The organism is Sorangium sp. So ce1504, from assembly GCF_051521635.1.
In the GTDB taxonomy this organism is placed as follows: Bacteria; Myxococcota_A; Polyangia; order Polyangiales; family Polyangiaceae; genus Sorangium; species Sorangium cellulosum_B.
In genome coordinates, this window is the sequence record NZ_CP150365.1 from 8,374,920 (window position 1) to 8,395,315 (window position 20,396).

Here is a 20,396-nt window from a genome sequence, read left to right on the forward strand (position 1 = left end):
CGCCGGAAGCGCGGCCGAGAAGCGCGGATCACCTCGCGGCGCCGCGCCGCGGCCGGCGCCGCCCGGCCCCTGTGCCGCGCTGCGGCGCCGGCGCCACGGCATGTCGCAGCGGCAGCGGAGGCTTTTGCCTCGCGGCCAGTTGGGCTACCTCTCGGTCGGCCATGGACAAGGTCTACAAGAGCGCGCTGGATGCCGTGAGGGACATCCCGGGCGGCGCCACGATCCTCTCGGGCGGCTTCGGCCTCTGCGGCATCCCGGAGAACTGCATCGCGGCGCTCCGGGAGCTCGGCACGAAGGATCTCGTGGTCGTGTCCAACAACTGCGGAGTCGACGCCTTCGGCCTCGGGATCCTCCTTCAGAACCGGCAGATCCGGAAGATGATCTCGTCGTACGTCGGCGAGAACAAGGAGTTCGAGCGCCAGTACCTGAGCGGCGAGCTCGAGGTCGAGCTCACGCCGCAGGGCACGCTGGCCGAGCGCATCCGCGCCGGAGGCGCCGGGATCCCTGCGTTCTACACCCCGACCGGGGCAGGCACGGCCATCAGCGAGGGCGGGCTGCCCGTGCTCTATGGCCCGGACGGCGCGGTGAAGAGGTACTCCGAGAAGAAGGAGGTGCGCCAGTTCGACGGCCGCGACTACGTGCTCGAGCCCGCCATCCGCGGCGACTACGCGCTCGTGAAGGCCTGGAAGGGCGACCGGTTCGGCAACCTCGTCTACCGCCACACCGCCATGAACTTCAACCCGATGATGGCGATGGCCGCGAAGGTGACGATCGCCGAGGTGGAGGAGCTCGTCGACGTCGGCTCGCTCGACCCGGACCACATCCACACGCCCGGGATCTTCGTGCACCGGATCTTCCAGGGCGAGCGCTTCGAGAAGCGGATCGAGCGGCGGACGGTGCGCAAGGCGTCGGCCGCCTAGGCGGCGCGGGGACAGGGGACACGATGGGACTTACGCGGGAACAGATCGCGCAGCGCGCCGCGCTGGAGCTCAAGGACGGCTACTACGTCAACCTCGGCATCGGGATGCCGACGCTCGTCGCCAACTACATCCCCGCGGGGATCGAGGTGGTGCTCCAGAGCGAGAACGGGCTGCTCGGCATCGGCCCCTACCCGATCGAGGGCGCGGAGGACCCGGATCTCATCAACGCCGGCAAGGAGACCGTGACGATGCTCGCCGGCTCCGCGATCTTCTCGAGCGCCGAGTCGTTCGCGCAGATCCGGGGCGGCCACATCGATCTCGCGATCCTCGGGGCCATGGAGGTCTCCGAGAAGGGCGATCTCGCCAACTGGATGATCCCCGGCAAGATGGTGAAGGGGATGGGCGGGGCGATGGATCTCGTGGTGAGCGCGAAGCGCGTCGTCGTGATCATGGATCACGCGGCGAAGAACGGCGCGCCGAAGATCCTGAACGAGTGCGCGCTGCCCCTCACCGGCCGGGGCGTCGTCCACCGGATCATCACCGATCTCGCCGTGCTCGATGTGACGCCCGAGGGGCTCGTGCTGCGCGAGCTCGCGCCCGGCGTGAGCGCCCGAGAGGTGCAGGAGAAGACACAACCAACGCTCCGGGTCCCCTCCGACGTGAACGAGATGGACCTGCGGAGCGCCTGAGGGCTCGCCGATGACCTGGCCTGAAAAGACCCTGCCGACGACCGACGCGAGCGAGAAGCGCTCGCTGGGAGCGGGCGTGTTCCGTCGCTGCGACGGCTGCTCGCACACGCACGACGCCGCCGAGCTCGCGCGCACCTTCGAGGTATGCTCGCAGTGCGGCCACCACCACAAGCTCGACGCCGACGGGTGGCGGAGGCTCCTGCTCGACGACGGCGAGCTCGCCGCGTGGGACGAGCACCTCGTCCCGAACGACCCGCTCCGGTTCAGCGACGGCAAGAGCTACCGGGACCGCGTCGCGGCGCTCCACAAGAAGGGCCGCGCGAAGGAGGCGATCGAGATCGGCCGCGGCAGGCTGGGCGGCCGCGACATCGCTTACGGCGCGTTCGTCTTCGCCTTCATGGGCGGGAGCATGGGCTCGGTCGTCGGCGAGAAGATCACCCGCCTGTTCGAGCGCGCGACGCGCGAGGAGCTCCCCGTGGTGCTCCTCCAGGCGTCGGGCGGCGCGCGGATGCAGGAGGGCATCCTCTCGCTGATGCAGATGGCGAAGAGCGTGTCCGCGCTCGAGCGGTACCGCAAGGCGCGGCTGCCGTTCCTGTCGGTGCTGCTCCACCCGACGACGGGCGGCGTCGCGGCGAGCTTCGCCTTCCTGGGCGACGCGAACATCGCCGAGCCCAAGGCGCTCATCGGCTTCGCCGGCCCGCGGGTCATCGAGAACACGATCCGGCAGACGCTGCCGGCGGGCTTCCAGCGGTCCGAGTTCCTGCTCGACCACGGGATGGTCGACGCCATCGTCCCGCGCCCCGAGATGAAGGCGTACATCGGGACGCTGCTCCAGCACCTCACGGCCAGCCGCCGGGCGCGGCGATGACCTCGGCGGCGCCGCGGCTGCCCGCGCTGCTCGAGGCGCTCGGGCAGCGGGCGCCGCGGGGGATGGAGCTCGGGCTCGGCCGGGTCCGCGAGGCGCTCTCCGCGCTCGGCGATCCCCACGAAGGCCTCCCGGCGGTGCACGTCGCCGGCACGAACGGCAAGGGCAGCGTGTGCGCGATGGTCGAGTCGATCGCGCGCGAGGCCGGGCTCCGGACCGGCCTGTACACGTCGCCGCACCTGTCTCGCTTCGCCGAGCGCATCCGCGTCGGGGGAGAGATGATCGGCGACGCGGCGCTCGAGCGCGCGCTCGCCGCCGCGCTCGAGCGTGTCCCCTCGCCGCTCACGTTCTTCGAGGCGCTGACGGTCGCCGCGTTCGTGGCCTTCCGCGAGGCGGACGTCGACCTCGCGATCCTCGAGGTGGGCCTCGGCGGGCGGCTCGACGCCACGAACGTGATCTCGGCGCCGCTCTGCACGGCGATCACGTCGATCGCGCTCGACCACCAGGCCGTGCTCGGCCCGACGCTGACGGACATCGCCCGGGAGAAGGCGGGCATCCTCAAGGCGGGCGCGCCCGCGGTGCTCGGCCCCCTCGATCCGGAGGCCGACGCCGCGATCGAGGCGGCCGCGCAGGCGATCGGCGCCGGGCTTCGCCTCCGCGTCGCGCCGGCGGAGCGGGGCGGGAGCGCGGGCGAGATCGCGGTGGGGCGCGGCGGACGCGGGACGGGCACGGCGCGCGTCGCCGGGCCGGGGCGCCGCGAGATCGAGGTGGAGCTCGGCCTCCGCGGCGCGCACCAGGCCGAGAACGCGGGCGTGGCGTGCGGCATCGCGTGGCAGCTCGCCGGGCGGTGGCCCGAGGTCGAGCGGGCGCTCGCGGGTGGGCTCGCCGCGGCCCGCTGGCCCGGTCGCCTGGAGCGGATCGACGCGGGCGGCGCCCATGTCCTGCTCGACTGTGCGCACAACCCGCACGGCGCGCAGGCGCTGGCGGCGTGGCTCGACGACGAGGGTCCGGGGGCGGCGCTCACCACGCTCGTGTTCGGGGCGATGGCCGACAAGGGGTGGGGCGAAATGCTACAGGTGCTCGCGCCACGAGCGCACCGTCGGCTCTATGTGACGCCGAAGGGCCGCGCGGCCGCGCCGCTCGATGCGCTGCGCGGGGTCGCGCCGGGCGAGGCGATCGGCGATCCGCGCGCCGCGGTGGCGCGCGCTATCGAGGCCACCGCGCCGGGCGGGCTCGTGGTCGTGGCCGGCTCGATCTACCTGGTCGGCGAGGTGCGCTCGGCGCTGCTCGGCATCGTGGCGGATCCGGTCGTCACGCTCTGAAGCGGGCGCGAGCGGCGCGCTGTGCAGGCGCGTCGCTGCCCGCCCGCGCGCGGCGGGTGGCACGGGCGATGCCGTCCTCCGCGGCATGGCGTTCAGAAAGCGGCGTTCTCCGGTGCTCTTCTCTGCGGCGGCCCTCGTGGCGGCCGCGCTCGCGCGGACGGCGTTCCGCGCCCTGCGGCAGCTCGATCTGCGCGGCCGGGTCGTGGTCATCACGGGCGGCTCTCGCGGCCTGGGATTGCTGCTGGCCGAGGAGTTCGGCCGGCACGGCGCCCGGGTGGCGATCGCCGGCCGCGACGCGGAGGCGCTCTACCGGGCGGAGCAGCGGCTGCAGGCGCTCGGCGTCGAGGTGCACGCGGCGGCGTGCGATCTCGGCGACCGCGCCGCGGCCGAGGCGTTCATCGACGGCGTGGCGAGGGCGTTCGGCCGGATCGACGTGCTCGTCAACAACGCCGGTGTGATCCAGGTCGCGCCGATGCAGGACCTCCGGGTGGAGGAGCTCGACGAGGCGATGCGCTCGAACTTCTGGAGCGCGGTCCACGCGACGCTGCGCGCGCTGCCGCACCTGAGGCGGCATGGGCGGGCGGCGCGCATCGTGAACGTGGTGTCCATCGGCGGGCGCGTCGCCGTGCCGCACCTGCTCGGGTACAACGCGTCGAAGTTCGCGATGATGGGCTTCTCGGAGAGCGTGCAGGCGGAGCTCACACACGGCGGCGCGAGGGGTCCGCGCGTCACGACGGTGATCCCGGGGCCGATGCGCACGGGGTCGATCTACAACGCCGCGTTCGGCGGCAGCCCGCAGCACGAGTTCGGCTGGTTCGGCCTGGCCTCGTCGCTCCCGATCGCGACGATCGACGCGCGGCGCGCGGCGCGGCGGGTGGTGGCGGCGGCGCGCGAGGGGCGCGCGGAGGTGAAGCTCGGGCTGTCGTCGTACCTGCTGAGCTGGGCGCACGGCATCGCGCCCCAGGCGACGGTGAGGCTGATGGGCCTCATCAACGCGCTCCTGCCAGCGCCCGGCGGCGGCGAGGGCACGACGAAGGGCCGGGACCTGCGCACGCCGGCGCAGGGGTCCGTCTTGCTGCGCCTGAGCAACGAGGCAGCTCGGCGCAACAACGAGGCGCCGCCGGAAGCGGCGCGATAGCGACCGCGCTGCAAAAGCAGCGCAGTAGCGACCGCGCTGCAAAAGCGGCCCCGTAGCGACCTCGCTGTAAACACGGCGCGTCGCTACCGAGCTGCAAAACGGCGCAGACGCGGCACGATAGCGGCCACGCCACAAAGCCGCGCGATGTAGGCCGCGCCAATGTCGCCGCGGCGGCGATTGGCCGTAGGCCGTCTTGGCAAAGGTTGCTAAGGGTGGTCTCCTCAGCCCCACACCACAGAGAGGGACCGTGCCGAAGCACACCAAGAAGGATCCTAGGGAGGGCGCTCCGTCGGCGACGGGCGAACCGCAGAAGCAGGCCGCAGGCCGCAAGCTCTTCGGCACCGACGGGGTGCGCGGCGTGGCGAACCAGCCGCCGATGACCCCCGAGATGGCGCTGCGGCTCGGGCGCGCGATCGCGTTCGTCGCGAGCCACGGGAAGTCGCGGCAGGTGCGGGTGGTGATCGGGAAGGACACGCGCCTGTCCGGCTACATGCTCGAGACCGCGATCGCGTCCGGCGTGTGCGCCATGGGCGGGCGCGTGATGCTGAGCGGGCCGATCCCCACGCCGGCGGTCGCGCAGCTCACGCAGAGCATGCGGGCCGACGCCGGGGTCGTGATCAGCGCGAGCCATAACCCGTATCAGGACAACGGCATCAAGATCTTCGGGCCCGACGGCTACAAGCTGCCCGACACCGCGGAGGAGGAGATCGAGCGGCTGATGGAGAGCCACGAGCTCGACGAGGCGCGGGTGGTCGGGGCGGCGATCGGCAGCGCGGTGAAGCTCGACGACGCGCGCGGCAGGTACGTCGTGTTCTGCAAGAACACGTTCCCCACGGCGCTCTCGCTGGACGGTGTGAAGATCGTCGTCGACGCGGCGCACGGGGCGGCGTACCGCGTGGCCCCCTCGGTGTTCACCGAGCTCGGCGCGAACGTGACGGCGCTCGGCGTGAAGCCGAACGGCCGCAACATCAACCGCGAGACCGGCGCCCTGCACCCGGAGCACGTGAAGGCCGAGGTGCTCAAGCGCGGCGCGGCCATCGGCATCGCGCTCGACGGCGACGCGGACCGGGTGATCATGGTCGACGAGCGCGGCGAGGTCGTGGACGGCGACGCGATCATGGCGCTCTGCGCGCTCCGGATGCTGCGCACCGGCAAGCTGCCGCGGAACACGATCGTGACGACGGTGATGTCGAACCTCGGGCTCGAGCGGGCGCTCAAGGCCCAGAGCGGGCACGTCGTCCGCACGGCGGTCGGGGATCGCTACGTCGTCGAGGCGATGCGGAACGGCGGCTACTCGTTCGGCGGCGAGCAGTCGGGGCACCTCATCTTCCTGGACCACGCGACGACGGGCGACGGCATCGTGGCGGCGCTGCAGGTGCTCGCCATCATGATGGAGGAGGACAAGCCGCTGAGCGAGCTCGCCTCGAAGGCGATGCAGCGGGTGCCGCAGGTCCTGGAGAACGCGACGTTCGCGACGCGGCTGCCGCTCGACAGCATGCAGCGGACGCGGGTCACCGTGGATCGCATCGAGAAGACGCTGGGCGACAAGGGGCGCATCCTCGTGCGCTGGAGCGGGACGGAGCCGAAGCTCCGCGTCATGGTCGAGGGCGAGGACGCGTCGACCATCGGCGCGTACGCGCTCGAGATCATCGAAGCGGCCAAGCAGGACGTCGCTGGGGCATCGGCGTAGCCACGGCTGCCCGGCCCCCGGAGAGGGTGTCCTCTGCGGGGGCCTACCGCTGTCTGAGGGACGCCGACGCTGGCTACAGCGCGCGGCGCATGAAGAGGTCTTCCAGCGTCTCGCGGCGCGGCGCCACCTCGACGACCTGCGCGCCCGCCGCGAGCGACGCCCGCAGCACCTCGCGCACGCGCGCCTCGCCCTCCACATCGACCACGACGACGTCGCCCCGGCGCGTGGTCGCGAAGCCCTTCGCGCCGAGATCATCAAGGAGGCCTTCGCTCGCGCCCGCCAGCGTGACCTCGGTGCGCAGCACGTCGCCCCGCAGCAGCTGGCGGATCGCGCCGCTCACCACCACCTGGCCCTCGCGCAGGATCGCCACGCGATCGCACATCGCCTCGACGTCGCTCAGGATGTGCGTCGAGAAGAAGATCGTCCGGCCCTGATCGCGCTCCGCGAAGATGAGATCGCGCACCTCCTTGCGGCCGACCGGATCGAGGCCGCTCATCGGCTCGTCGAGGATCAGCATCTCCGGATCGGCGACCAGCGCGGCCGCCAGCCCCGTGCGCTGCAGCATCCCCTTCGACAGCCGGCGCACCTGCCGATCTGCCGCGTACGCGATCTTCACCTGATCGAGCACCTCCATCGCCCGCCTGCGCAGCGCCGCGCCGCGCATCCCGGAGAGGCGGCCGCAGAGCTCCACGAACTCGCGCGGGGTGAGGTAGGGGTAGACGTACGGGTTCTCCGGCAAAAAGCCGATCTTCCGGCGCGCCTCGGGCGACGGCACGCGCGCGCCGAACAGGTACGCCTCGCCGCCGGTCGGGGCGATGAGGCCCGTCAGCATCTTGATCGTCGTCGTCTTGCCGGCCCCGTTCGGCCCGAGGAAGCCGAAGATCTCGCCGCGCCGTACGCCGAAGCTCACCCCCTTGACCGCCTCGACCGCCCTCCGGTGCAAGAAACCCACCCGGAACGTCTTCAGGAGGCCGCGGACGTCGATCAGCAGCTCGCCCTCCGGCGCCCCTTCCTCGACGGAGCTGGCCGGCGCGGCACCCCGGTCGCGCGGCTCGACGATGCGCTCGGCTGCGTTGCTCATGCGCCCTCCTCCCCCTCGGGGCTCTCGCCCGGCGCGCCGTCTGCCGGCCGCGCCCGGCCGCGCGCGTTGGCCGCGCTGTACTCGTGCAGCTTGTACTGGATCTTGCGCGGGCTGATCCCGAGGATCGTCGCGGCCTTCGAGGTCGAGCCCTTGCACGCCTCGAGCGTGCGCAGGATCGCGTAGCGCTCCAGGTCGTAGATGGTGCTCCCCGGGACGCGCGGCATCGCGTCGACGGACTCGGCCGGCTCGGACGACATCTGCGCCGGCAGGTGCCGGAGCTCGATGCGCGCGCCGTCGCAGAGCACCGCGGCCCGCTCGATCGCGTTCTCCAGCTCGCGCACGTTGCCGGGGAACGAGTAGGACGTCAGCGCCGACAGCGCCTCGTCGGTGAAGCCCTCGATGCGCTTGCCGTTCTCCTGCGCATAGCGGCCGAGGAAGAACGTCGCGAGCTCGGGGATGTCGCTCCGGCGCTCGCGGAGCGGCGGGATCTCCAGGGTGACGACGTTGAGCCGGTAATAGAGGTCCTCGCGGAACACCCCCTCGGCGATGCGCTGGCGCAGATCGCGGTTCGACGCGGCGAGGATCCGCACGTCGACCTTGAGCGTCTCGTTGCCGCCCACCCGCTCGAACGTCCGCTCCTGCAGGAAGCGCAGGAGCTTCACCTGCGTGGCCAGCGGGATCTCGCTCACCTCGTCCAGGAACAGGGTGCCGCCGCTCGCCTGCTCGAAGCGGCCCTCGCGGCGGCCGACGGCGCCGGTGAAGGCGCCGCGCTCGTGGCCGAACAGCTCGCTCTCGAGGAGCGACTCGCTCAGCGCGGCGCAGTTCAGCCGGACGAGCGGCGCCTTCGCCCGCGGGCTGGCGCGGTGGATCATCTCGGCGATGAGCTCCTTGCCCGTGCCCGTCTCGCCCACGATCAGCACGCTCGCGCGGCTCGGCGCCACCTGCTCGACCAGCCGGAGGACCTTCGCCATGCTCGGGTGGCTCGCGATCACGTGCCCGAACGCGTTGCGCTCGCGCAGCCGCTCGCGCAGCCGCGAGTTCTCCTGGAGGAGCCGCGCCCGCTCCACCGCGCGCTCGACCACGACCGCGAGCACCGAGAAATCGAGCGGCTTCGTCAGGTAGTTGTACGCGCCCTTCTTCACGGCCTCGACCGCGCTCGAGATGGTGCCGAACGCCGTCATCACCACGAAGGTCGCGTCCGGCAGCGCGAGCTGCGCCTTCTCCATCATCCGGATGCCGTCGAGCCCAGGCATCTTCAGATCGGTCAGGACCACGTCGGGCGCGAACTCCTCGAGCTTGCCGAGCGCCTTGAAGCCGTCGGCCGCGGTCTCGGTCGTGTACCCCTCCTCGCGGAGGATCTCCGAGAGCGCCGCGCGCGCGTTGGCCTCGTCGTCGACGATCAGGATGCGCCCGCGGGATGCCATGGTGATGGCTTTCCTAGCATGCGCGTCCGCGGAATTGGACGGCTGCTCGGCCCCGGCCGAGCGGCGGCGGGACCGCGGGGCGCTCTGGTCGAGCACGTTTGCGACCGAGGCGCCGGCGCGGCGGCGTGGCGGCGTACGTTGCGCAGAGAAGGCCGAAAGGCTCGGCATCACCGCGCGGGGATGCCGTACTTATCGAGCCGTGCGGCGCGCCTGTCGCGGAGCTGCTGCCAGCGAAAACCGCTGTTTCACGCGCCGCCCGGAGTGATACAACGGGCCGCGCGCGAGGTCTCCACCGTCCCGATTGGCGGGCGTTTCCTTGTTCGACCTCGCGGGTGAGGCTCGATGCATACGCTTCGGAAGGTGTTTGCCGACAGGCCCCGGCGCGCTGCGCTCACGGCGCTGCCGCTCGTCGGCTCGCTCACGCTCGCGGGCGCTGCTGAGGCACAGCAGCCGCAGCCGCCCTTCGGACCTCAGCCGATCCCAGGCCAGCCCGCGCAGCCGCCCGGCGCTTTCGGGCCCGAGCAACCTCCCGCGCAACCCGGCCCCTTCGGGCCGCAACCCGGTCAGCCCGGCCCCTTCGGGCCGCAGCCCGGTCAGCCCGGCCCCTTCGGGCCGCAGCCCGGTCAGCCCGGCCCCTTCGGGCCGCAGCCCGGTCAGCCCGGCTCCTTCGGGCCGCAGCCGGGCTTTCCGGGCGACGCTCCGCCGCAGTTCGGGCCGCAGCCGGGCCAACCGCCGCCGGACGGGAGCGTCTCTTTCGGCGCGCAGGCGTCGGTCGGTGATCAGGGCCTCCAGGCCAGCGCGACGGCGCCGACATCCACCGCGTGGGACGAGGAGGAGCGGGCGCTCTCCCTCACCGCGCAGCCGAACCTGTGGGGCTCGACCGGCCTCCTCAGGACGTCGTACGCGGGCTCGGGCGCGCCGGGCACCTTCCGGGTGTCGTTCCTGCTCGACTGGTTCTCCACGAGCGGCTTTCTCTGTGATCCGGCGGAGTCGACGCTCGCCGGTCACCCGATCACGTGCGGTCCTGACGCGAAGGAGGACTCGGCGAGCCACGTCGGAGCGTTCTTCGCGCTGAACGCGACCCCCCTGCCCTTCCTCGAGGGGTACGCGTCGATCCGCACGTTCGCGAACGCGAACGACCAGGGTCGTCCGCGGCTGCTGCAGGTGCTCGGCGACACGACGTTCGGCGTGAAGGCGTTCACCCCCACGAAGATCGGCAAGCCGTTCTCCTTCGGCGGCGAGGCGCAGCTGCTCCTGCTCAACGGGACCGGCGACGTCGGCCTCGCCGGCGGCGGCACGAGCGCGGTCTTCCGCGGGCTCGCGTCGCTCGATCTGCGCAAGCCGCAGGGCAAGGGGTTCCCGCTGCGGGTGAACGTGAACCTCGGCTACAAGCTCGACAACTCCGGCGTCCTCGTGGAGGAGGTCGAGAAGGCGCGCGCGAAGGCGTTCACGGACGATCGCGAGCGGCAGCCGATCTCGCGGATCGAGCGGTTCGGGCTCGGCATCAACCGCGTCGACTTCTTCCAGACCCACCTCGGCGTCGAGGTGCCGCTGCCGAAGGTGCAGCCTTACCTGGAGTACACCCTCGACATCCCGGTGAACCGGCAGGGTTACGAGTGCCACACGAAGACCGTGTCGCGCGGCGACGTCTGCCTCGGGCTCGACGACTTCGCGTCTCCTGACCCGCAGAACCAGGGCGGACCGGGTTATGCCGCGGCGCCGTCGCGGCTGTCGCTCGGCGTGCGGGTGACGCCGTTCGAGAAGGCGTTCCGCGGGCTCTCCGGACACGCGGCGTTCGACCTCGGCCTGTCGGCGACCTCCGTGTTCATCGAGGAGGTCGCGCCTCAGGCGCCGTGGACGCTCTATCTCGGGATTGGCTATGCGTACGATACGAAGCAGAAGGAGCCGCCGCCGGCCCCGGCGCCGCAGATCATCAAGGAGCCGCCGCAGCTCGTGCCGGCGCCGCAGACCTTCGCGCGCGGCTTCGTGCACGAGCAGAGCAAGCCCGACGCGGCGGTGGCGGACGCCATCGTGACGATCGAGGGCGCGGCTCAGCCGCCGTACGCGACAGGGCCGGACGGCCGCTTCCTCACACGGCACCTCGATCCGGGGACGTACACCTTCAACATCCGGGCGAACGGGTACAAGCCCGGCACCTGCCAGGCGACGATCCTCCCTGGCGGGGCAGCGCCGGGGCAACCCGGGGCGTTCGGCCCGCAGCCTGGGCCTTTCGGCCCGCAGCCCGGGCAGCCCGGCGCCTTCGGTCCGCAACCCGGACAGCCCGGCGCCTTCGGTCCGCAGCCTGGACAGCCTGGGCCTTTCGGTCCGCAGCCCGGGCAGCCCGGCGCCTTCGGTCCGCAGCCCGGGCAGCCTGGGCCCTTCGGCCCGCAGCCCGGGCAGCCCGGCGCCTTCGGTCCGCAACCCGGACAGCCTGGGCCCTTCGGCCCGCAGCCCGGGCAGCCCGGCGCCTTCGGTCCGCAGCCCGGGCAGCCTGGGCCCTTCGGCCCGCAGCCCGGGCAGCCCGGCGCCTTCGGTCCGCAGCCTGGGCCCTTCGGCCCGCAGCCCGGACAGCCTGGGCCTTTCGGTCCGCAGCCGGGAGGGCCTGGCGCTGCGCCGAGCCCGGCACAGCCGCAGGGGCCGACGTTCGTGGACGTCGACTGCTCCCTCGAGGCGCTGCCCAAGACGGGCAACATCGTCGGGACGGTGAAGGACGCGGAGAGCGGGGACGCGGTCGCTGGCGCGACGATCCGGCTGGTCGACGCTGCGGGCCGCGAGCAGACGGCGACGGCCGACGGCAGCGGCGCCTTCCGTTTCCCCGACCTGCCGGCCGGCGCGGTGACGCTCAAGGTCGAGGCGCAGGGCTACATGAACCACGTCAACCAGGCCGACGTCCGGACGAGCGAGGACACGCGCGCCGCCCTCACGGTGAACAAGCGGCCGAAGATCTCGCTCGTGAAGGTGCTGGGCAACGAGATCAAGATCTCGCGGCAGATCCACTTCGAGACCGACTCGGCGAAGATCCTCGGCGACTCGAACGCGCTGATGGAGGAGATCGCGGACGTGCTCCAGCGGAATCCGAACATCCGCAAGGTCGAGATCCAGGGGCACACCGACAACACGGGCGGGCGCGAGCACAACCAGACGCTCAGCGAGGCCCGGTCGAACGCGGTGCGCGCCTGGCTGATCCGGGCCGGCGTGGACGGCTCGCGGCTGCTCGCGAAGGGCTATGGGCAGGATCGCCCCGTCGCGCCGAACGTCACGCCCGCGAACAAGGCCAAGAACAGGCGCGTTCAGTTCATCATCGTGGAGAAGTGAGCCAGGTCCGCCGCCGGGCGGGCCCCGCATCCGGCCGCGCCTCGGCGTCGCTTGTCGGCGCCGGAGCGCTGCGATAGGGCACGCGCATGATCAAGCAGGTCATCGCGACCGCGCTGGCGGTGGTGGCGGGTTGCGCGGCGCCCACCCCGGCGCCCGATGCCCGGCCAGCCGAGAGCGCCCGGCCTTCCTCCGTCGGCGCCGCGCCCACGGCGGCAGCAGCGACGGCAGGGGCCAGCGCGGCTGAGGTGGCGTCAGCGCCTCGCCCCGAGGACGCAAGCGCGCCGGAGCCGCCGCAGGACGGGGGCGATCGCGGGGCCGCCGAGGCGCCCGCTGCCGACGCGTCGCCAGGCCCAGGAGCGGAGCCCAGCGCAGGCGCCGACGCGAGCGCCGCGACCTCCGCCCGCGCGGACAACAAGATCCTGCCGGCGCTCGAGAGCGAGGAGCTCACGGCGCGAGCCAGGGCGTTGTTCGACGCCATCGCGAAGAAGGAGCCGGCGCTGGCCGAGCCCTTCTGGTTCCCCAAGGAGCCGTTCATCCCGCTCAAGGACGTGAAGGACCCCGGCAAGTACTGGGACAACCTCCACGCCGCTTACGTGAACGACGTGAAGTCGATGCATCGGAAGCGCAAGAGCTGGGAGGGGGCGCGGTTCGTCAGCTTCGTTGTGGGCTCCAAGCCGAAGTGGGTGCCTCCGGGGGACGAGGTCAACAAGATCGGCTATTACCGCTCCTTTCACGGCAAGCTGAAGTACGAGATCGACGGGAAGCCGGCGAGCCTCGACGTGCACACGATCATCTCGTGGCAGGGCCGCTGGTACATCACGCACCTCGGCGACTTCAAGAAGCGCTAGGCGTCCGCGCCCGTTCTTGTGGACGCTGCGCGGGCGCGCCGCCATGGTCTCCGCGTGGCGCCGCTCGTCTCCGTCTTGCTCCCGTACCGGCAGGCGGAAGCGACGATCGAGGAGGCGCTGGAGAGCGTGCTCGCCGAGCGCGCGGTCGATCTGGAGGTGGTCGCCGTGGACGACGGCTCGACGGACGGCGGCCCTGCCAGGGTCGCGCGCATCGCGCAGCGCGATCGCCGCGTCCTCCAGGTCGCGACGGGCGGTGTGGGGATCGCACAGGCGCTCTCGCGGGCGGCGGAGGCGGCGCGCGGCGAGCTCCTCGCCCGCATGGACGGCGACGACATCTCGGTCGGCGAGCGGCTCGCGCGACAAGCGGAGATGCTCCTCCGGGATCCGCGGCTCGACGTCGTCGGAGCCCGCGTCGAGGCGTTCGCTGCCGGGCCGATCGGCGAGGGCATGCTGCGCTACGTCGACTGGCTGAACTCGATCGTCACCCCGGAGGACCACGCGCGCGAGATGTTCGTGGAGTCCCCGCTGTGCCACCCGTCGGTGATGCTGCGGCGGAGCGCGCTGGAGCAGGTGGGCGGGTTCCGGGAGGTCCCGTGGGCGGAGGACTACGACCTGTGGCTGCGCCTCGACGCCGCGGGCGCGCGGATGGCGAAGCTCCCGGAGCTCGGCCTGCGCTGGCGGCACCGCGAGGGGCGCGCCACCTTCGCCGATCCGCGGTACGCGATCGCGAGGTTCCTCGAGGCAAAGGCGCACTATCTTGCGAGGAAGCTGCGCCCAGCGCGCCCGGTGGCCGTGTGGGGCGCGGGAAAGACAGGCCGGCGGCTGGCGAGGGCGCTCGCCCGGAACGGCGTGGCGCCCGCGCGGTTCGTGGACATCGATCCGCGCAAGATCGGCCGGATCGCGCAGGGCGCGCCGATCGTCGACCCGTCGCGGCTGGAGCGCGGGGCAGAGACCCTCGTCGTCGCCGTGGGGGCGCGGGGGGCGCGCGCGCTCATCCGCGGCCACCTCGCGGCGCGCGGCTTCGTCGAGGGCTCCGACTACCTGTGCGCCTCCTGAGCGCGCGGCGGGCGACGCTTTGCAACCGCGCGCTCTTTTGGGAGGATTCGATCCCACAGCAATGCGGGTCCCGGTGCTCACGAGCAAGCTCGACTTCCCTCCGCCAGAGCGCGCGACCCCGGAGGGGATCGTGGCCGTGGGCGGCGAGGCCTCGCCGGAGCGGCTGCTGGCCGGCTACCGCCGGGGCATCTTCCCCTGGCCTCACGAGGGGCTGCCGCTGCTCTGGTTCTCCCCGGATCCGCGCTTCGTCCTGCCGCCGCGCGAGGCGCACGTCCCGCACTCGCTGCGCAAGCGGGTGCGCCGGGGCGAGATCGAGGTGCGGACCGATACGGCGTTCGAGCGGGTCATGCAGGCCTGCAGCGCCGCGCCGCGCCCTGGGCAGAACGGCACGTGGATCACCGAGGAGCTCGTCGCCGGCTACACGGCGCTGCATGCCGCCGGGGTCGCGCACAGCATCGAGGCGTGGTCGAACGGCGAGCTCGTCGGCGGCCTCTACGGCGTGTCGCTGGGGCGAATGTTCTTCGGCGAGTCGATGTTCGCACGCGCGCCCGACGCCTCGAAGGTCGCGTTCGCGACGCTCCTCGGGAACCTCGTCGCCTGGGACTTCGCGCTGGTGGACTGCCAGGTGTACACGGACCACCTGGAGCGATTCGGCGCCGTGGAGTGGCGGCGGCGCGAGTTCCTCAGCGCGCTGAAGGTGGCGCTCGACGCCCCGACGAAGATGGGACCGTGGCGCTTCGACCTCGAGCCCGCGCAGGCGATCGAGCGGCTCATCTCGCGGTGAGCGCGCCCGAGCTTCGGCCGCGCGCCGCTCGACCCCGCTCTACAGCCGTTTCCGCCCACCTCAGCACCATGCCGAGCAGAGCGACGGTCTCCCGCACAGGAGACGGGCCCAGATCGGCGTTTTCGGCGCGCAAGCGCACTCCGGTGCGCTGAGCACCGAAAACGTCGAGGTGGGCCCGTATCCGAAGCGGGTGACCGTCGCTCTAGGAGCGCTCGCCGCCCGAGCCGTCCTTGATCTCTCGGAGCAGCTCCTCGATCCGCCGCTCGGCGTCCGGCCCCTCGTCGTAAAAGAAGCGCAGCGTCGGCACCACGCGTAGCCCCATCGTGCGGGCGACGTCCCTGCGCAGCCGGCCCGACGCCGCGTCTAGCCCCTTGAGCAGGGCGCGGCGCGCCGCGGCGTCCTCCGCGCCGAACTCGTGGCGCACGTGGACCTTCGCGCTCTGCAGGTCGTCGGTGATCTCCACGCGCGACACGAGCACGCCGGCGATCCGCGGGTCACGCAGATCCCGGAGCAGGTTGGACAGATCCTCACGGAGCCGCTCGGCGACCCGCGTCGCCCGCTTCACCACGCCGCTCATTCGTCGTCCTCTGCGTCCTCGAACATGTTCGAGGACGCTCCCAGATCTCCATCGTCACGGCCGAGCGCCTGCTCGATGCCGCCCTGCACCCCAGCGCCTCCATCGCCGAACGGCACGATCTCGGTCGCCCGATCCGTGAGGACAGCGTGCGGCAGCGACCCTGCCATCGCGGCCACGTCCGCGAGGACCTTGTCGCACATGACCGCCGAGTTCGAGACGACCGCGACGCCGAGCGTCGCCCGCCTCGGATCGTCGAGCACGCCGACCTCGGCGATCGACACGCGCATCCGGCTCTGCGCCCGCTCCTTCAAGGAGCGCACCACGCTGCGCTTGTCCTTGAGGGAGCGGGCCCCGACGATATCGAGACGGAGACGGAGTACACCCACGAACATCGGATGAGGCTCAGAGCTTCGTCTTGACCTCTTCGATCTCGAAGCTCTCGATGATGTCGCGCTCCTTGATGTCCGAGTAGCCGTCGAGCGAGATACCGCACTCGAACCCCTCGACCACCTCTTTCACGTCATCCTTGAACCGGCGCAACCCGGACAGGCGACCCGTCCAGACCACGGCGTTGTCCCGGATGAGGCGCGCCTCGCCGGTGCGCTTGACCGAGCCGCTGATGGCCATGCAGCCGGCGACCGTGCCCGCCTTCGTGATCTTGAAGACCTGGCGGACCTCGGCGCGGCCGAGGACCTTCTCCACCTTGGTCGCGGGGAGCAGCCCCTCCATCGCGCTCCGGATGTCGTCGACGGCGTTGTAGATGATGTTGTAGAGCCGGATCTCGACGCCTTCGTTCTCGGCCAGAGCGCCCGCCTTGCCGGCCGGCCTGACGTTGAAGCCGACGATGATCGCCTTCGACGCGACCGCCAGGTTGACGTCGCCCTCGGTGATGCCGCCGACGGCGCCGTTCACGATCGTGACCTTCACCTTCTGGGTCGAGAGCTTCGCCAGCGCGTGGATGATCGCCTCGACCGAGCCCTGCACGTCGCCCTTGATGATCAGCTTGAGCTCGAGCTGATCGGCCTCCTGCAGGTTCTTCGTGATGGACTCGAGCGAGACGCGCGAATCCTGCGGGATGAGCGTCTTCGACGCCTTCTTGCGGCGGGTCTCGGCGATCTCCTCCGCGGTCTTCCCGTCCTTGACGGCGTGGACGGGATCGCCCGCGCTCGGCACCTCGTTGAGGCCGAGGACCTCGACGGGCGTCGCGGGGCCGGCCTCGGCGACGGAGCGCCCGAGCTCGTCGGTCATCGCCCGGACCTTGCCCCACGCGGCGCCGGCCAGGAGGATGTCGCCCGTGCGGAGCGTGCCGTCCTGGACCATGACGCGCGCGACCGGGCCGCGGCCACGATCGAGCAGCGCCTCGATGACGGTGCCGCTGGCGCGCTTCTTCGGGTTGGCGCGGAGGTCCTGGACCTCGGCGAGGAGCAGGACCGACTCGAGGAGCTGGTCGATGCCCTGCCCCAACTTCGCCGACACGCTGCAGAACATCGTCTCGCCGCCCCACTCCTCGGGCTGCAACCCGAGCGCGGCGAGGTCGCGCTTGATCTTGTCGGCGTCGGCGCCCGGCTTGTCGATCTTGTTCACCGCGACGAGGATCGGCACCTTCGCGGCCTGGGCGTGCGAGATCGCCTCCTTGGTCTGAGGCATCACGCCGTCGTCGGCCGCGACCACCAGGATCACGATGTCGGTGAGCGAGGCGCCGCGGGCGCGCATCGCCGTGAACGCCTCGTGGCCCGGCGTGTCGAGGAAGGCGATCGTGCCGCGCGGCGTCTCGACGCGGTAAGCGCCGATGTGCTGGGTGATCCCGCCGGCTTCGCCCTCGGCGACCGTGGCCTTCCGGATCCTGTCGAGCAGCGACGTCTTGCCGTGGTCGACGTGACCCATGACGGTGACGATGGGCGGACGGATCTCCACCTCCTCGTCGGTGTCGGCCCCGGCCTGCATGGCCGCGCTCAGCGTGTCCTGCTCGCTGACGGCCACGTCCTCGACGCTCCAGCCGAACTCGCTCGCGAGGATCTTCGCGGTTTCGGCGTCGAGCGTGCTGTTGATGTTCACGCCCGTCATGCCCATCGACAGGAGCCGCATGAGCACGTCCGTCGCCTTCAGGCTCATCTTCGCGGCGAGCTGCTGGAGAGTGACCTGCTCCTCGATCTTGATGACCTTCTTGTGCGAGGCCATCTCCTGCGTGGAGACCTGGACCGGCTTGCGCGGGAGACCGCCACCCGGGCGCTGCCGCCCGAACATCCCGGGGCGGGTGTTCCGACCGCCCATGGGCCGGCCGCCTGGACCGAAGCTGGGACCACCAGGGCGTGCCTGCTGGGCGTTGGCGCGCGGATCGTAGGTCGTGCGCCGCGCCGGCGGCGTGCCGGTGCGGGGAGCCGGCATCGTGACGCCCGGACGCCCCTGCCAGACCTCAATGCCGGTCTTCGGCGGCGAGGACGGGCGGCGCGGCGCCTGTCCCGGCGTGCCGGCCGGATCTTCCGGCTTGGCCGCGGGCGAAGGCGGCGTGGTCGGCCGAGCGCCCGGGCGGGCGGCGGCCGGAGCTGCAGGCCGCTGCGGCGCGGGCGGCGGCGACGTCGGCCGCGACGCCCCGTGCGCTGGAGCAGGCGCGGGCGCCGAGGGCGCGGCTTGCGGCCGCGTCGGCGTCTGCGCCGCGGCTGCTCCGGGCGCTGCGGCTGCTCCGGGCGCTGCGGCTGCTGCGGCAGGCGCAGGCGCAGGCGCTGCGGCAGGCGCAGGCGCTGCGGCGGGCGCCGCTGCGGCAGGCGCAGGGATCGGCGCGGGCGCAGCCGCCTGCGCGGGGGCGGCAGCTGGCGCCTCGGGCGCAGCCGCAGCGGGGACGGGCGCCGGCGCGGCGGCGGTGGCAGGCGGCGCCGCGACAGGCGGCGCAGGCTTCGGCTCGGGCGAGGTCACCTTCGTCTCCTCCGCGGCCGCGGACGCCGCGGCAGGCGCGGTTGCTGCGGGAGCGGGAGCCGCCGGGGGCGGCGGCGCAGGGGGCGCAGCCGCAACAGGCGGCATCGCCGGGGCAGGCGCATTGGGCGCGGGTGCGGGAGCAGGCTCGCGCGGGCTCACGGCGACGACCGGCTCGGGGGCCGGCGCCGAGGGCGCTGCGACGGGAGCGGCGGGCGGCGCAACGGGGCGACGGGGCGGCGCTTCTTCCTGAGCGGCGCGCTCGGGCGGCGACGAAGCCAGAGCGGGCTCAGCCGCAGGCCGAGAGGGCGCAGGCTCCGGAGCAGCGCGAACGGGCGCCTCCGACAGGTCAGGCCCGCGGCCTGGCGAGGACGGCTCGGGCTCGGCCCCGGGCCGTGCGCGACGCTTGACGACCGTGGGGCGGATCCTCTCCTCCACCACCTCAGGCGACTTTTGCCGCTCGAGGTGCCGCTTCACCCGCTCGACGACGTCGGACTCGACGGCGCTCATGTGATTGCGCACGTCGCCTATACCCATGGACTGGAAGAGCGCGACCAGCGTCTTCTGGTCCATATTCAGCTGCTTGGCGACCTCGTAGACCCGGACTTTGCTCATGCACCTCGCTCCACGTTAACCAATCCGCCTCACCCATCCGCGCGGGCGACGATTTGCGGCCACTCTGTCGACCGTCGAGGCGCGTCCGGTAGAACCGGACACCGCCGCCCTGCCCCCGACCGCACCGCCTCCCCCCATGCCCGGCGCAGTAGCAAGAAGCCGACCGGACCCACTCTCCGGCACCCGCCGCTCCTCGCGGCTGGTAAGCGCGCCCTCCAGGCTGCCGGGTCTTCCCCCGACATCCTCGGACGCCGAGAGAACCCCGGCCTCGGGGTTCTCGCGCTCCACGCCTGACGTCCCCGGCCCTCGGCGACGCGAGAGGCCAGCATGGCCAGGCGGCGCCTTCCGATGCTCGGGGCTCTCGCCCTCCTCCGATCGGGCGGCCGCGCTGCGCGAAGGCCGCCCCCTGCGACCGGCGCCGCGGCGCCCACCCTCCGCGGCGTCCTCGCCCCGCTCGACGCGCGCGCACGTGTCCACGACGTGCGCTGCGTTCGCGACGGCAGCGGCGATCGACGCCGCCGAGATCGCCATCACGGCCACGCCGCGCTCGCGCGGGCCGCCCACCAGGGCGCCGAGCCCCTGCTTGCTGCCCCACGCGACGGCGCGCCCTTCGGCGACGGCGCGCCGGACCTCCGGCAGATCCGCGCCTGCCGCGGCGTCGCACGCGACCAGGACGAGCGCGGCCTCACCGCGCACGCACGACCCAACGACCGCATCGGCGCCGATCGCCGCGCTCTGGGAGCGGACGGCGGCACGGACGAGCCCGTGGAGCCGGCGCTCGGTAGCCCCTCGGATCGCCCGCGCCAGCGAGACGGTCGTGAGCGGCTCGACGCCCCGCGCCTGATCGCCGGCGCCCTCGGCGCCTCCTCCAGCGGCCCCCACGATCGCGTGGACACGTCCCTTCGCGGCGCGGGCGAGCCCCCGGGCGACCGCCGCCGAGAGGCAGTCCTGCTGCGGGTGGACGTGTGCGCCCCGCCCGAACCCGCCGTCGCCCGGATCGACCGCGACCACACCGCCGGGACCAAGGATGAGCCGGACGAGCGGACGAGCGCCGCGGACGTCGTCGACGCCGACGCGCTCCCCGCAGCCGACGCACGTGCGCACTCGCCCCTTCTCGAAGGGCTCACGCTCACCCGCGTCGCTCTGTCTGCTCACTGCTGATCCC

The 20,396-nt window shown here is 72.6% G+C and carries 16 protein-coding genes; 10 read left to right on the forward strand and 6 right to left on the reverse strand.

Annotation, left to right across the window (positions count from 1 at the left end; genetic code table 11):
* The first annotated feature begins 161 nt into the window (after positions 1 to 161).
* The 6 genes from WMF39_RS31510 (at position 162) to glmM (ending at position 6,624) form a co-directional block, all read left to right on the forward strand.
* Positions 162 to 920: a CoA transferase subunit A gene (locus WMF39_RS31510; protein WP_437740179.1), complete on the forward strand. Its 759-nt coding sequence runs from the start codon at positions 162 to 164 to the stop codon at positions 918 to 920.
* Positions 921 to 943: 23 nt separating this feature from the next.
* Positions 944 to 1,609, forward strand: coding sequence for a CoA transferase subunit B (locus tag WMF39_RS31515; protein ID WP_012238413.1), 666 nt, complete (start codon positions 944 to 946; stop codon positions 1,607 to 1,609).
* A 10-nt stretch (positions 1,610 to 1,619) separates the two neighbouring features.
* Positions 1,620 to 2,477 (forward strand): acetyl-CoA carboxylase, carboxyltransferase subunit beta, encoded by an 858-nt coding sequence (accD, locus tag WMF39_RS31520; RefSeq protein WP_437740180.1) that lies wholly within the window; start codon positions 1,620 to 1,622, stop codon positions 2,475 to 2,477.
* Positions 2,474 to 3,796, forward strand: coding sequence for a bifunctional folylpolyglutamate synthase/dihydrofolate synthase (locus WMF39_RS31525; protein ID WP_437740181.1), 1,323 nt, complete (start codon positions 2,474 to 2,476; stop codon positions 3,794 to 3,796). Before accD ends, WMF39_RS31525 begins: the two co-directional genes overlap by 4 nt.
* 85 nt (positions 3,797 to 3,881) lie before the next feature.
* A complete protein-coding gene (locus tag WMF39_RS31530) occupies positions 3,882 to 4,934 on the forward strand; it encodes an SDR family NAD(P)-dependent oxidoreductase (RefSeq protein WP_437740182.1) in 1,053 nt (350 codons plus the stop codon).
* Between the two features lie 247 nt (positions 4,935 to 5,181).
* Positions 5,182 to 6,624, forward strand: coding sequence for a phosphoglucosamine mutase (gene glmM / locus WMF39_RS31535; RefSeq protein ID WP_012238417.1), 1,443 nt, complete (start codon positions 5,182 to 5,184; stop codon positions 6,622 to 6,624).
* A gap of 73 nt (positions 6,625 to 6,697) precedes the next feature.
* Here glmM and WMF39_RS31540 read toward each other — a convergent pair whose 3' ends face one another.
* The gene (locus WMF39_RS31540; protein WP_437740183.1) at positions 6,698 to 7,705 is read right to left on the reverse strand and encodes an ABC transporter ATP-binding protein; all 1,008 of its coding nucleotides are present in this window, start codon (positions 7,703 to 7,705) and stop codon (positions 6,698 to 6,700) included.
* The gene (locus tag WMF39_RS31545) at positions 7,702 to 9,129 is read right to left on the reverse strand and encodes a sigma-54-dependent transcriptional regulator (protein WP_437293693.1); all 1,428 of its coding nucleotides are present in this window, start codon (positions 9,127 to 9,129) and stop codon (positions 7,702 to 7,704) included. The genes WMF39_RS31540 and WMF39_RS31545 overlap by 4 nt, the downstream gene beginning before the upstream one ends.
* Before the next feature lie 342 nt (positions 9,130 to 9,471).
* Here WMF39_RS31545 and WMF39_RS31550 point away from each other — a divergent pair, with 342 nt between their 5' ends.
* The 4 genes from WMF39_RS31550 to aat all read left to right on the forward strand — a co-directional run bounded on the left by WMF39_RS31550 (position 9,472) and on the right by aat (position 15,132).
* The gene (locus tag WMF39_RS31550) at positions 9,472 to 12,444 is read left to right on the forward strand and encodes a carboxypeptidase regulatory-like domain-containing protein (protein ID WP_437740184.1); all 2,973 of its coding nucleotides are present in this window, start codon (positions 9,472 to 9,474) and stop codon (positions 12,442 to 12,444) included.
* An 86-nt stretch (positions 12,445 to 12,530) separates the two neighbouring features.
* Complete coding sequence (locus WMF39_RS31555; protein ID WP_437740185.1) at positions 12,531 to 13,292, forward strand: hypothetical protein; 762 nt, start codon at positions 12,531 to 12,533, stop codon at positions 13,290 to 13,292.
* A gap of 54 nt (positions 13,293 to 13,346) precedes the next feature.
* Positions 13,347 to 14,348 carry a glycosyltransferase gene (locus WMF39_RS31560; RefSeq protein WP_437740186.1) on the forward strand — a complete coding sequence of 334 codons (1,002 nt, stop codon included), beginning with the start codon at positions 13,347 to 13,349 and terminating at the stop codon, positions 14,346 to 14,348.
* A 61-nt stretch (positions 14,349 to 14,409) separates the two neighbouring features.
* Positions 14,410 to 15,132, forward strand: a complete 723-nt coding sequence (gene aat, locus WMF39_RS31565; protein ID WP_437740187.1) for a leucyl/phenylalanyl-tRNA--protein transferase — start codon at positions 14,410 to 14,412, stop codon at positions 15,130 to 15,132.
* A 202-nt stretch (positions 15,133 to 15,334) separates the two neighbouring features.
* On the opposite strand, the gene rbfA is transcribed toward aat, so the two are convergent.
* The 4 genes from rbfA to WMF39_RS31585 are packed head-to-tail and all read right to left on the reverse strand — an operon-like array spanning position 15,335 to position 20,386.
* A complete protein-coding gene (rbfA, locus tag WMF39_RS31570) occupies positions 15,335 to 15,709 on the reverse strand; it encodes a 30S ribosome-binding factor RbfA (RefSeq protein WP_437740188.1) in 375 nt (124 codons plus the stop codon).
* On the reverse strand, positions 15,706 to 16,101 hold the full coding sequence (locus WMF39_RS31575; RefSeq protein ID WP_437740189.1) for a DUF503 domain-containing protein: 396 nt from the start codon (positions 16,099 to 16,101) through the stop codon (positions 15,706 to 15,708). Before WMF39_RS31575 ends, rbfA begins: the two co-directional genes overlap by 4 nt.
* Before the next feature lie 10 nt (positions 16,102 to 16,111).
* The gene (gene infB, locus WMF39_RS31580) at positions 16,112 to 19,231 is read right to left on the reverse strand and encodes a translation initiation factor IF-2 (protein ID WP_437740190.1); all 3,120 of its coding nucleotides are present in this window, start codon (positions 19,229 to 19,231) and stop codon (positions 16,112 to 16,114) included.
* 15 nt (positions 19,232 to 19,246) lie between these two features.
* Positions 19,247 to 20,386 carry a DUF448 domain-containing protein gene (locus tag WMF39_RS31585; protein WP_437740191.1) on the reverse strand — a complete coding sequence of 380 codons (1,140 nt, stop codon included), beginning with the start codon at positions 20,384 to 20,386 and terminating at the stop codon, positions 19,247 to 19,249.
* Between the last annotated feature and the right edge of the window lie 10 nt (positions 20,387 to 20,396).

What these genes read in the sequence shown, in the direction of transcription:
- WMF39_RS31545 (WP_437293693.1), bottom strand. Translation starts at nt 9,129, where the DNA reads ATGGCATCCCGCGGGCGCATCCTGATCGTCGACGACGAGGCCAACGCG.
- WMF39_RS31555 (WP_437740185.1), top strand. Translation starts at nt 12,531, where the DNA reads ATGATCAAGCAGGTCATCGCGACCGCGCTGGCGGTGGTGGCGGGTTGC.
- WMF39_RS31540 (WP_437740183.1), bottom strand. Translation starts at nt 7,705, where the DNA reads ATGAGCAACGCAGCCGAGCGCATCGTCGAGCCGCGCGACCGGGGTGCC.
- WMF39_RS31530 (WP_437740182.1), top strand. Translation starts at nt 3,882, where the DNA reads ATGGCGTTCAGAAAGCGGCGTTCTCCGGTGCTCTTCTCTGCGGCGGCC.
- WMF39_RS31550 (WP_437740184.1), top strand. Translation starts at nt 9,472, where the DNA reads ATGCATACGCTTCGGAAGGTGTTTGCCGACAGGCCCCGGCGCGCTGCG.
- WMF39_RS31510 (WP_437740179.1), top strand. Translation starts at nt 162, where the DNA reads ATGGACAAGGTCTACAAGAGCGCGCTGGATGCCGTGAGGGACATCCCG.
- infB (WP_437740190.1), bottom strand. Translation starts at nt 19,231, where the DNA reads ATGAGCAAAGTCCGGGTCTACGAGGTCGCCAAGCAGCTGAATATGGAC.
- WMF39_RS31575 (WP_437740189.1), bottom strand. Translation starts at nt 16,101, where the DNA reads ATGTTCGTGGGTGTACTCCGTCTCCGTCTCGATATCGTCGGGGCCCGC.
- WMF39_RS31525 (WP_437740181.1), top strand. Translation starts at nt 2,474, where the DNA reads ATGACCTCGGCGGCGCCGCGGCTGCCCGCGCTGCTCGAGGCGCTCGGG.
- WMF39_RS31515 (WP_012238413.1), top strand. Translation starts at nt 944, where the DNA reads ATGGGACTTACGCGGGAACAGATCGCGCAGCGCGCCGCGCTGGAGCTC.
- rbfA (WP_437740188.1), bottom strand. Translation starts at nt 15,709, where the DNA reads ATGAGCGGCGTGGTGAAGCGGGCGACGCGGGTCGCCGAGCGGCTCCGT.
- aat (WP_437740187.1), top strand. Translation starts at nt 14,410, where the DNA reads ATGCGGGTCCCGGTGCTCACGAGCAAGCTCGACTTCCCTCCGCCAGAG.
- accD (WP_437740180.1), top strand. Translation starts at nt 1,620, where the DNA reads ATGACCTGGCCTGAAAAGACCCTGCCGACGACCGACGCGAGCGAGAAG.